Source organism: uncultured Porphyromonas sp. (assembly GCF_947254915.1).
Taxonomy (GTDB): Bacteria; Bacteroidota; Bacteroidia; order Bacteroidales; family Porphyromonadaceae; genus Porphyromonas.
The window spans coordinates 1-11,926 of record NZ_CAMYEZ010000064.1; the positions used below are offsets into that span (position 1 = coordinate 1).

The window sequence follows — 11,926 nt, forward strand, 5'->3', positions numbered from 1 at the left end:
TCTCTCTATACCTAGAAAAGACCTTTAACTCACCCACCATTTTGACCTATAAGTCAAAAATTAGAGGTTAGAGGTTAGATATTAGAAGTTAGATATTAGAGGTTAGGAGTACGATCATTCCGATGGCTCAGATCACTCTGATAGCTCCGATGTCTCTCGCTCACCGACAGCCAGCAGTTGACAGCCGATCAGTGCTACTCGGCCCACACCCCCGAGGGAATCGAAAACCTCTCGGTAGAGATTTCTGATCCTCCACGGAGGAACAAACAAATTCTTCCGAACTTTGATTTCATTCTTCCGAAGTTTCATTTCATTCTTCCTAAGTTTCATTTCGTCCCTCGGTGGAGAATTTTCGTTTGCTTCGTAGAGATTTCCGATTTTCTCCCGAGGAAGGAAATTGGAAGTTAGGAGAGAGACGACCACACGTCTAGACAAAGGGCTACTCGTCTCTAATCACTAATTTCCTTACCTTTGTGATAGCGAGTCTGCTACAACGCTTGATGGGCTCCGTATGACTGAAATCTATGTGGACGATACTGCTGACTATCCTATATGCGCTCCTAGTTGTGGGCGTGGTGGTCGTCATCTTGACGGGAGGCGATGACATCTATCGGATGTTCTCGTGGCTGATGGTCGTACTCTTTCTGCCCATCGTGGGGGTCGTCTTGTATCTGCTCTTCGGTCGCTCGGCTGCCTCTATGAGACTAGTCTCTAAGGACTTTCTCAAAGAGATTAATAAGATGCCTCTAGAGCACACCGACCTGCGCTTTCACCAAGCACTCCTAGAGGATCCCTACTACGGAACTCTCGGCAAGTTGCTCTATAATAGTGACGACCGCACAGTGCTTGCAGCCTCCTCAATGTCGGTCATCACGGTGGGCACGGATAAGTACCGACAGCTCTTTGAGGACATACGCTCTGCAAGAAGCGAGATACACCTGATGTACTATATTATCGCCTCCGACGAACTCGGGGTCAAGCTACGTGACCTCCTAGTGAGCAAAGCTCGCGAGGGGGTTCGTGTACGGGTCGTCTATGATGGGCTGGGCTCCTTCTGGAGCGATGTGAAGGGCTTCTGGAGACCTCTCCGCAGGGCTGGAGGTGAGGTCTATGCGTTCCTGCCAGTGCGGTTTCCCTTCATTGATCTGCGCATCAATTACCGCAACCATCGCAAGGTGGTGGTGATAGATCAGCGGATCGGCTATCTCGGGGGGATGAATGTGGCGCAGTACTATGCGCAGGGCAATGAACTGGGACAGTGGCGCGACACGCACTTTCGCATAGAGGGTAGTGCTGTGGCGGGCCTGCAACGGGTCTTCCTAGTGGACTGGGCTGTGGCGGTACGCAAGCGCTTTGACCTAACACCTTACTTTGCAGAGATTGATCGGGGATCCTCGTACGAGAGACCGATAGCAATGCAGTTCCTCACGAATGGACCACAGGCGCACTGGCAGACCATTGAGCAAGCATTCATCAAGGCGTGCTCGATGGCTCACGAAGAGATATTGATACAGACTCCTTATTTCCTCCCGCCTGAGGGTCTATTGATGAGCCTCTGTAGCGCAGCCATACGAGGAGTACAGGTCTCCATTATGATACCTGAGCGAGGAGACTCCTATCTGACGCAACGAGCCTCGGACTCTTACCTAACTCAATTATTACAGGCAGGTGTTGATGTGAGACGCTACCGAGGAGGCTTCCTACACTCTAAGCTAATGGTAGTGGATAGGCGCATCGTCGGTGTAGGCAGTGCTAATATGGACTTCCGTAGCTTGGAGATCAATCTAGAGGTGATGTCCTTCGTCTATGATAGACGAATCGCAGAGGAACTCTGTAAGACCTTTGAGCTAGACCTACAGTCGTGTAGCCAGCTTACTCTAGCAGAGTGGGACAAGCGTCCTCTGTGGATACGAAGCTGGGAGGCTGTCGCTAGACTATTCTCGCCACTACTCTGAGTACAGACACAAAAAAAAAGCCGCACTGTGGATTAGAAAAACTCCGAAGAACATACAAGTTTTGAGAATCCACCACCATCTGAAGTCCACTGGAGCAACGAGTGCTCACATACTCACTAGGAGTATATTGAGGCCGGTCATCAAGTAAGCAGAATGATCTCGGAATAGTCTATTAGATTTGAAGAGTTTCCGTATCAAACAGTGCGGCCATAGGTCTGTGCCGTCTACATTATATATAAGCTGAGAGCGCTCCGCAAGTCTCCTATCTGAATCTTGCTACGACAAATATAGGATAATATTTTGAGCTGTACAAATCACTAAGAGCAACATCGCCCCAGTCGCCCATACCCCTCTAGTGATACTAGCCATAGACCTCTACCCTCCTTTCAGGAGGAAAATCAAAAGCGTCAAGATGTCGTCAGGTACTTTGAACTAGAACCCCCGCACCTCGGAGACGAGGGCGGTGACCTGTGCTTTGAGTTCGTTGAGAAACTGCCCTGGGTCGTACTCTCGGCTCTCTATCTGACGCAGTTTGAGCTCCCAGCGACCTGTCAGCTCGACGCTCTTGAGGAGCGGGTCTTGTATTGACTCAATCAACTGTATGCCCGCTGGCGTAGCGCGTAGCGACTTGCCCTCACGAATTATGTAGCCACGCTTGAAAAGCGTCTCAATGATAGCGGCGCGTGTGGAGGGGCGACCGATGCCGTTCATCTTGAGAGCATCCCGTAGCTCCTCATCTTCAACCCCCTTACCCGCGGTCTCCATAGCCCGTAGGAGGGTTGCCTCAGTGTAGTAGCGTGGAGGTGTAGAGGTGCTCTCACGGATCGTTGGTTCGTGGGGACCTGATTCGCCTTCCTTGAAGGGGGGCAGTGTCTGCTCCTTATCTTTCGCACCCTCCGAGGTGTCGTCGCCCTCTTTGCCACTGTCTGGCTTAAGCACCTCGCGCCATCCCTCGACGAGGATCGTTTTGCCAGAGGCACGTAGCGGGTACTCCTCGACGGTGGCGCGCACGGTGGTCGTCGAGACCTTAGCATCGGGGTAGAAAGCAGCGATGTAGCGCAGCGCCACGAGGAGGTAGATCTGCTCCTCGTCGGGCGTGAGCCCACTGCTCAGCTGTCCCGTCGGGATGATGGCGTGGTGGTCGGTGATCTTCTTATTGTCAAAGACCTTCTTGCTCTTCTTCAGTGGCTTGCCACTACTCAAGAGCGGAGCGATGAAGCCACCGAGCTTAGCGTGGCGAGTGATGCCTTGGAGCGTCTCTCCCACCTTGGGGTATTGGTCTTCGGGGAGGAAGGTGGTGTCGACACGTGGGTAGGTGGTCACCTTCTTTTCGTAAAGGGACTGTATGAGTCGGAGCGTTTGCTCGGCCGTGAAGCCAAACTTCTTATTTGCCTCTACCTGTAGGGAGGTGAGGTCGAAGAGGCGTGGCGGGTACTCGGTTGACTTCTTCTGCTCGACCGCCTGTACGACGAGGGGCTCCTTAGCGATCCGCTCGATGAGCTCCTCGACCTGTTGGCGCTCGGCAAAGGTTCCCTCGACTTCCTGCGTCGTGTCTGCCCTAAAGAGCGTCCCGCGGTAGGTGGTCTGCATCTCGTAAGTGGTGACTGGTACGAAGCTCTCGATCTCTGCCTGCCTATCCACGACAAGCGCCAGCGTCGGTGTCTGCACACGCCCCACGGAGCGAACGCCTCGCTGCCGACTACTGTAGCGGTCGGTGAGGGTGTAGAGACGAGTCCCATTGATTCCCAGGAGCCAGTCGCCGATAGCTCGTGCTAAGCCTGCATGGTAGAGCGTGTCTAGATCTTTGCTGGGGCGCAAATTGGCAAAGCCCTCGCGGATCGACTGGTCCGTCAGCGAGGAGATCCAGAGACGCTCCACGGGACAAGTGCAACCCGCCAGTTGAAGCACCCAGCGCTGTATCAGCTCGCCCTCTTGGCCCGCATCGCCGCAGTTGATCACCCGCTCTGCTTGTGAGACCAGCCCCTGGATCACGGCAAACTGCCGCTCGATGTGCTCCTCGTGGATCAGCTTGATGCCGAAGCGCTCTGGGATCATCGGTAGCGAAGCGAGTCGCCACCCCTGCCAACTGCTTTGGTAGTCCTCAGGCTCCTTGAGCGTGCAGAGGTGACCGTAGGTCCAAGTGACGGCATAGCCATTGCCCTCGATATAGCCCGAGCGAGCCTCGGTAGCTCCGAGTATCTTGGCAATGTCACGCGCTACGGACGGTTTCTCAGCAATGCAGACGATCATAGGTCAGTCAAACTTACTCATTGGTTGCGCCAGCTCCCGTCTGCATCAGGTAAGCCTTGATAAAAGCATCGATGTCGCCATCCATTACGCCGTTAACATCGGAAGTCTGATAGCCCGTACGGTGGTCCTTGACACGGCGATCGTCGAAGACGTAGCTACGTATCTGAGAGCCCCACTCGATCTTCTTCTTATTCGCCTCAACTTCATTCTGAGCTGCACGACGACGCTCCAGCTCCTTGTCGTAGAGCTGCGAGCGTAGGAGGCGCAGAGCGTTCTCTCGATTCTCCAGCTGAGAGCGGGTCTCGGTGTTTTCGATGACTATCTCCTCAGGCACTCCCGTGTCGGGGTCGGTGTATTGGTAGTGCAGGCGTACGCCCGTCTCCACTTTGTTGACATTTTGCCCACCAGCTCCACTGGAGCGGAACGTATCCCACGAGAGCAAGGCAGGGTTCACCTCCACCTCTATCGAGTCGTCCACGAGGGGTACGACAAAGACCGAGGCAAAGGAGGTCATTCGCTTGCCCTGTGCATTGTATGGGGAGACACGTACGAGGCGGTGCACACCGTTTTCGCTCTTGAGGAAGCCGTAAGCCAGCTCGCCCTCGATCTGCATGGTGACCGTCTTGACGCCCGCATCGTCGCCGTCCTGCCAGTTGGTGATAGTCACCTTGTAGCCCGACCGCTCTGCCCAGCGCTGGTACATACGCACCAGCATGGAGGCCCAGTCCTGGCTCTCGGTGCCACCAGCGCCCGCATTGACCTTGAGGACAGCCCCTAGGCGGTCCTCCTCAGCGCTCAGCATGTTGCGTAGCTCGAGGTCTTCGACCAGCTTGATGGCACGAGCGTAAGCATCGTCCACATCTTGCTCCTCAACCGCCTCCTCTTTGTAAAAGTCGTACGCCAAAGCTACCTCCTGCGTAGCCGCATCGACCGCTTCAAAAGCTTCGATCCATGAGCGTATCTCGCCCACACGTCGCATCTGCTGCTGGGCGCGTGGCACATCATCCCAAAAGTCTGGAGCTTGTGTCCGGAGCTCCTCTTCTTCTAGTTGGACACGTCGCTGGTCGATGTCAAAGATACCTCCCCAGCGCCTTCGTGCGCTCCAACAGCTCTGCTAGTTGGTCCTGTGTTATCATAATAATATGTGTCTATCTGAGAGCGTATACCACGAAGGGGGTGGCGTGCGCTCCTTTATTTATTGTGTCAATTGGGAGGTCAAAGGTACAGCTTTTCGATCAGCTCGGCGTACTGCTCGAGGATTGCTTTGCGCTTCAACTTCAGCGTCGGTGTCAGCGTACCCGCCTCAATGGTGAAAGGCTCGGCCAGTAGGGCAATGCGCTTGACCTTTTCAAAGCCCGCCAAGTGCGCCTGCAACGGCTCTATGTGACTTAGCAACATGTCGCACACCTCGCTACGCTGCGCTAGCTCGGTCGTGGGGAGGTCCGCCAGCGCCTCCTGACCACGCTCACGGAGCCGACGACGGAGCTGCTCGTAGTTCGGATAGATCAGCGCAGCGACAAACTTCCTCTGGTCAGCCACCACGGCGCACTGCTCGATGAGCGGACTGCTACTTAGCAGCGCCTCAATCTGCTGCGGGGCTATGTACTTACCATTGCTCGTCTTGTAGAGCTCTTTGATCCGCTCAGTGTAATAGAGCGTACGCCCCTCCAGTCGTCCCGCATCGCCCGTGCGAAACCATCCATCCTCGGTGAAGGCTGTTGCATTCGCCTCGTCATTATGATAGTAGCCTGGCGTGATCGTGTCGCCACGTAGCTGTATCTCCTGAGTCTCAGGGTCAATGCGCACCTCTACGCCTGGTACTACCTCACCCACGGAGCCTATCACATAGTGCCCAGGTAGGTAGCAAGAGACCGTCGCAGCTGACTCGGATAGTCCATAGCCGACCACTATGTTAAAGCCAGCCGACTGCAAGAACTCGTTGATCTCATTCGAAAGCGGGGCCCCCGCCGTCGGGAAGAAGCGCCCCCGCTCCAAGCCTAGGACACGCTTCAATATATAGAAGACCGTGTAGCGGTAGAAGGCATTTGATATGCGTAGTCCCCAGGGCGCTTTGCGGCCATGGATACGGTAGTCTATATGGTACTTGTGCCCTACGCGTAGCGCCTTCCTGTAGATGCGCTGCATCACAGGCTTCGACCGCTCGATATGCTCCTGGACACCTTGGTAAACCTTCTCCCAGTAGCGTGGCACATTGCACATAGCCGTGGGGCGGATCTGAGGCATCAGTTCCATAATACGCTTCGGATAGGTTACTACCACCACCTTGATAGCGGTAGCAAGACAGTAGTAGACCCAGAGTTTCTCAAAGACATGGCTCAGCGGGAGGAAGTTGACCGAGACATCGTGATCTCCCAGCGTCGGGAAGAGATTCTGGTGACGCTCCACCTGTGTGAGGATCATGTGATGGGTGATCTGCACCCCCTTTGGCGTGCCCGTAGTGCCTGAGGTGTAAATGATGACCGCCGTCTCATCTGGAGTCCCAGCCCCTAGCTGTGCCCGCACCTCCGTCTCGTAGGGCATCGCATCACCCATAGAGAGGAAGGTGTCAAAGTACTCACTTCGCTCATCAGACGGGTCACGTACCACCCGCTCGTCTAGGATAACCATCTGACGTAGCGTAGGGTGAGTCGCTAGGAGTGGATAGACATTATTATACTGAAACTGCTCTCCCACGAGTATTAGCTTGACCTCTGCATGCTCCGTGATGAAGGCTACCTGCTCGGGCGAGCAAGTGGCGTAGAGCGGTACGCAGACAGCCCGTATCGCCATCAGTCCGAGCTCGGTAATGATGCCCTCCATCATGTTTTGCGTGTAGAGCGCCACGCGGTCGCCTGGCTTGACACCAGCGCGTACCAATGCCTGCGCTGCCAGCATCGCATGCTCCGTCAGCTGTTCGCCAGTCCACTCATGCCACCGCTCCTCGGGCGTACGATCCATATAACGGAGTAGAGCCTTATGCTGATAAGTAGTAGCAAAGAGCTTGAGCAATTCACTCAGATGATTCATAGTCTAGTTAGAGGTTATAGGGAGCGGTTACTTGTTAGGGGGTGTAGCATCCTTGATGGGGACCTTCTTGAGTAGCTCATCTAGGTCAGTCTCTCGCTCCGTAAGGAAGAGCGGGTGATTACTCTCGTAGAGCTGTTCGTGGAGCGTGTGGAGGAAAATCTTCTGATCCCACGACAAGTCACGTAAGAGTATATCGCTACTCTGCTGCATACGAGGTAAGAGATCTCTGACCACCCGTCGCCCCTCAGGTGTGATTGATAGGAGTAGGCTACGGCGATCCTCCATATTGCGCATCTGTGAGATTAGTCCGCTCTTGAGTAGACGACGGATGATCTCACTGCCAGAGGTCTTCTCAATGACATTATAATTGTTGAGTTCCGTCTTGGTCATCTCCCCTTTTGCCATCAGCGTGATAAGGTAGGTATACTCATCAATGGTCTGTAGAGGCGTATCTTTAATCGCCTTACGCACGATGTAGCGCATATAGCGATAGACGAAACTTATATCACGCGCTATCATCGCATTGAGATAGGCATGACCCTTCATAGCCACCCCAGACTCTTCGGTTGAGGCCTGCTGCTCCAAAGACTGATCAGCAAAACGCAAGAAGTTGCTCATTGACAACTCTGCATTGCCACGAAACTCCTCGTACCTCTCAACTAAATCAAGTAACTCGTGTAGTAATTGGTAGCTCATATTATGCTATGCATTCAAAAGATTATTTATCTATAGCCACACCTCTCCTGTGGGACGAAAATCCACAAGACGATATAAAGCAGGAAGCCTGAGAAAGCCGATGAGAATGTCGCCACTAAGTAGACGAGCCGTACGACAGTCGGATCCCATCCGAAGTAATCTGCGACTCCTCCGCATACGCCAGCGATACACTTGTTGTGAGAGCGGTAAAATCTCTTATTATCAGCCATAATTGTAACGATACTCAGTAAGTTCATAGTTTAGATGCAGTCACACCTCTACAGACCACGCCCGTTTACCCACAAATGTACAAAAAGTCTCAGACTCCTCCGAGGAGACTGGCGCAAAAAAACAAGGCTGACGCATTGCACCCTTGTACTCTAGCCCCTATACCTAACGATAAACGAGGGATATATGCCTTGAAGCTCGCTATAGACGCACCTTATAGCGACTCCTACATCTCCGTTGGAGTCAGTTGCTCCCGAGGAATATCTCAATAGCTCGCTGGAAAACGAAAATTCTCCACCGAGTCCCGAAATAAAACTTCGGAAGAATGAAATGAAACTTCGGAAGAATGAAATAAAAGTTCGGAGGAATTGGTTCGTTCCTCCGTGGATAATCTAGCATATCCACGGAGGTATTGTTTGATTTCCTCCAGTTGAGATGTAGATGATCCCATTCGGCATTATGCGTCAGCTCTGTTTTTTGTAGCCCCCCCCTTGAGGTCTCTTGGATTGACACAAGAGGAGCTTCACTTTTCGTCATCCGAGCGACCAAAAAGAACTAAAACCCTGTATTATAATCACTCGAGGTTAATCGTCTCTTCCGTCACAAAATTAGGAGCTGGTATAAGTTTGCGTTCACACAGTAAGACTTTACGATGACTCTTCTCGCAACTAGTTCGTAATCACCTAAACAGCCATTAACCTTGACTGTCTATTACTCCATACAAACTCTATAAGAAACAGCGCAACACGCTAAAAGTAAGGATATTGCATTGTCTTGCTTAGCTGTCAACAACTATCTGATCTAACTCTTTGACAACAATGAAGATAGCCAGAGGAAGGGGTACTTTTGTCGTTTTGTCCTATTGCACGGCATCGCCAAAGTTAGGATCTTTGCAAATGAAAAGTAACCCCTCACAGAGGTACTTCCTCTTGGGGGCTTTACACATATTCTGTTGCAAAGGTAACAGCCTCATTTTACATTGACTACTATCATATATCTGACTACTTATCAATATGACTGACAGAGAAGCAGCCCTGCGGGCGTGGTCTGAGTGTACAGTCCTCCTCCAGGCGATGATCCAACCAGAGGCATACAACGCCTGGTTTCCACACATCAAGCCAGTCTCACTCATCGGAGTGGAGATGACGCTCGGTGTGCCTAGTCAGTTCTTTTGCGAGTACATCGAGACACACTTCATCAACGAGCTCAAGCAGGTGCTCCAGCGTATAGTCGGTCCTAACGTAGTCCTCAAGTACAAAGCGCTTGTAGACAGCGCAGCCTCTCATCGCAAGAATTCGTCCGTGACGCTCCCCACGCAGAGCTATGCCAGCAATGCCTACGGAGCAGCTAGCGCCTATGCAGTCAGTGCAAGTGGGGCAGCGCCGGCTCTAAGGACAGAGCCTCGTGAACTGCCAGACTTTGACTCTCAGCTCAAACCTCAGCTCAGCTTTGCCACTTACTATCAGGGAGAGTCCAATCGCACCGCCAGCTCCATCGCACGCTCTATCGCCGAGAAGCCTGGACAAGGTGCTCTCAATCCCTGCTTTATCTATGGTCCTTCGGGGGTTGGTAAGACGCACCTTTGCCACGCCATCGGACTGCGGATCAGAGAGCTTTACCCTGAGCTAAAGGTGCTATACGTCTCCTCTCATATGTTTGAGATGCAGTACGTTGCCGCCACTAGAGCCAATACGACCAACGACTTTATCAACTTCTACCAGCAGGTAGATGTCCTCCTCATTGATGACATACAGGGGCTGATCGCCAAGAAGAAGACGCAGCTTACCTTCTTCCAGGTCTTCAACCACCTCTACATGCTGGGCAAGCAGATCGTCCTGACGAGCGATACGGCGCCCGTCAACCTCGCTGGGCTTGAGGAGCGTCTTATCTCACGCATAGCGGGTAGCCTGACGATAGAGGTCGAGCGCCCAGACTACGATCTCCGCAAGGAGTACCTCCGCCACAAGAGCGAGGAGAGCGGGAGCATACTGCCTCGAGAGATGATTGACTACATAGCTCGCACTGTGACGAGTAGCATACGTGGTCTGCAGGGTGTCTTCTTTTCGCTTATCACCCGCGCAGCCGTCGAGGGATGTGACATCACCTCCTCTTTCGTCAAGAAGATCGTCAGCCAGACGGTCAAGCAGGAGAAAAAGGAGATCACCGTCTCTATGATTGAGAAGACGGTGTGCGAATACTTTCACGTGCCGATAGAGCTAGTGCGCAGTCGCTCAAGAAAGGCTGACGTGGCTCAGGCGAGACAGTTAATTATGTACTTTGCGAAGCGCTACACGGATCAGTCGCTTAGCGCTATCGGCGAACTGCTCGGTGGGCGCTCTCACGCTACCGTGCTACACAGTTGCAAGGTAGTGGAGGATCAGGCGGAGGTCTCCACAGCTTTTCGCTCAGACCTCAACGCTATTGAGTCGCTGATCAAGTAATCAGACTAAGCTCCACCGCTATGCCCCACCCCTCCCGTACTACCGAGACAGGCTACGTAGACCCCACAACGATCATTGACGATGGGGCTCACATTGGCACTGGCACGATCATCTGGCACTTCTGCCACATCATGCACGATGCCTTCATCGGGGAGCAGTGCCATCTAGGACAAAACGTAGTCGTCCAGCCTCGTGTTCATCTAGGCGACCGATGCCGTGTCCTGAATAATGTCACGCTCTTCACAGGAGTTCATTGCGAAGAGGAGGTTTTCCTGGGCCCTTCGTGTGTCTTCACCAACGTGATCAACCCACGTGCGACAGTCTCTCGGAAGCATGAGTTTCGCCCTACATATATAGGTAGAGGGGCCTCTATCGGAGGCAATGCGACGATCCTCTGCGGAGTCAAGATCGGCGCTTACGCTATGATTGGCGCAGGCACAGTCGTGATCCGTGACGTGGCTCCCTACGCTCTTGTCGTGGGCAATCCCGCTCGCCAGATTGGCTGGGTGAGCCAGGAGGGGTCCAAGCTAGACTTTTCCGAAGGTTCTTCCTGCTACGTGGCGGAGGAGCAGCGCACCTACCGTCTAAGCCACGACGGCAACACTATAACTTATGACAACCAATAATCGATATATGAATATGGAAAGCAAACCAACCACTCTAACCAAGCAATACATCATCGAGCCAAAGCACAGTGCTGCAGAGATGGGATCGGGCGATATGCCTGTCCTCGCCACCCCTGCGCTGATCGCTTTTATGGAGAATGCAGCTATGCTCCTCGCTCGCAACTATACCGAGGAGGGCTCAACGACTGTCGGCACGATGATTACGACCGACCACCAGCATGCGACACCCATCGGAGAGACGATTACGGTCACAGCGCAGCTCTCATCAATAGAGGGGCGCAAACTCACCTTTGCTATCGAGGCAACCGACCAAACTGGCGTCGTGGCTCAGGCTACGCATGAACGTTTCATCGTATCTCGTCAACGATTCCTAGAGCGTTTAGGCATCAAGGAGTGATTATTTGGCTAAATCGTATATTTAATTAAGAAGTCCAACTTATACTCACAAAAAAAGGATCGCACTCTAAGCACAATCCAACATATTATCCAGACTTTGTGTCCTACAAATCGGAATCAGCACCGCTCGCCGCAGAACTTTATCTGACATTCAGTGAGTTACTACTCTCGCCTCCTCTAGTTTCGGGGCAAAACGTCCCGAAACTCGTTTTTGCCGTGAAACTTGGGTAAGGCATCGCCACTAGTCTCCCCAATATAAGGAGAGCGGGTCTGTTCGTCACTGAGCAGACCCGCTCTCTGTGTTGAT

At 52.9% G+C, this 11,926-nt stretch carries 9 protein-coding genes; 4 read left to right on the top strand and 5 right to left on the bottom strand.

What is annotated here, in order from left to right:
* Positions 1-524: 524 nt before the first annotated feature.
* The gene (cls, locus tag Q0X57_RS05045) at positions 525-1,955 is read left to right on the top strand and encodes a cardiolipin synthase (protein WP_297728553.1); all 1,431 of its coding nucleotides are present in this window, start codon (positions 525-527) and stop codon (positions 1,953-1,955) included.
* 432 nt (positions 1,956-2,387) lie between these two features.
* On the opposite strand, the gene Q0X57_RS05050 is transcribed toward cls, so the two are convergent.
* The 5 genes from Q0X57_RS05050 to Q0X57_RS05070 all read right to left on the bottom strand — a co-directional run bounded on the left by Q0X57_RS05050 (position 2,388) and on the right by Q0X57_RS05070 (position 8,158).
* Positions 2,388-4,205, bottom strand: coding sequence for a DNA topoisomerase 3 (locus Q0X57_RS05050; protein WP_297728556.1), 1,818 nt, complete (start codon positions 4,203-4,205; stop codon positions 2,388-2,390).
* Between the two features lie 13 nt (positions 4,206-4,218).
* A protein-coding gene (prfB, locus tag Q0X57_RS05055) for a peptide chain release factor 2 (RefSeq protein WP_100067362.1) occupies positions 4,219-5,341 on the bottom strand; the annotation gives its coding sequence in 2 pieces (ribosomal slippage) (positions 4,219-5,277 and positions 5,279-5,341; 1,122 coding nt in all).
* A 79-nt stretch (positions 5,342-5,420) separates the two neighbouring features.
* A complete protein-coding gene (locus Q0X57_RS05060; RefSeq protein WP_297728562.1) occupies positions 5,421-7,232 on the bottom strand; it encodes a long-chain fatty acid--CoA ligase in 1,812 nt (603 codons plus the stop codon).
* A 27-nt stretch (positions 7,233-7,259) separates the two neighbouring features.
* Positions 7,260-7,928: a winged helix DNA-binding protein gene (locus tag Q0X57_RS05065; protein WP_297728565.1), complete on the bottom strand. Its 669-nt coding sequence runs from the start codon at positions 7,926-7,928 to the stop codon at positions 7,260-7,262.
* A gap of 26 nt (positions 7,929-7,954) precedes the next feature.
* On the bottom strand, positions 7,955-8,158 hold the full coding sequence (locus Q0X57_RS05070) for a PspC domain-containing protein (protein WP_297728577.1): 204 nt from the start codon (positions 8,156-8,158) through the stop codon (positions 7,955-7,957).
* 1,011 nt (positions 8,159-9,169) lie between these two features.
* Between Q0X57_RS05070 and dnaA the strand changes: the two genes are divergently transcribed.
* From dnaA to Q0X57_RS05085, 3 genes are read left to right on the top strand one after another with little or no spacing between them, the layout of a single operon-like run.
* Positions 9,170-10,597 (top strand): chromosomal replication initiator protein DnaA, encoded by a 1,428-nt coding sequence (gene dnaA, locus Q0X57_RS05075; RefSeq protein WP_297728568.1) that lies wholly within the window; start codon positions 9,170-9,172, stop codon positions 10,595-10,597.
* 20 nt (positions 10,598-10,617) lie between these two features.
* Positions 10,618-11,223, top strand: a complete 606-nt coding sequence (locus tag Q0X57_RS05080) for an acyltransferase (RefSeq protein ID WP_297728571.1) — start codon at positions 10,618-10,620, stop codon at positions 11,221-11,223.
* A 13-nt stretch (positions 11,224-11,236) separates the two neighbouring features.
* Positions 11,237-11,620 carry a thioesterase family protein gene (locus tag Q0X57_RS05085; RefSeq protein ID WP_297728574.1) on the top strand — a complete coding sequence of 128 codons (384 nt, stop codon included), beginning with the start codon at positions 11,237-11,239 and terminating at the stop codon, positions 11,618-11,620.
* Positions 11,621-11,926 lie beyond the last annotated feature (306 nt).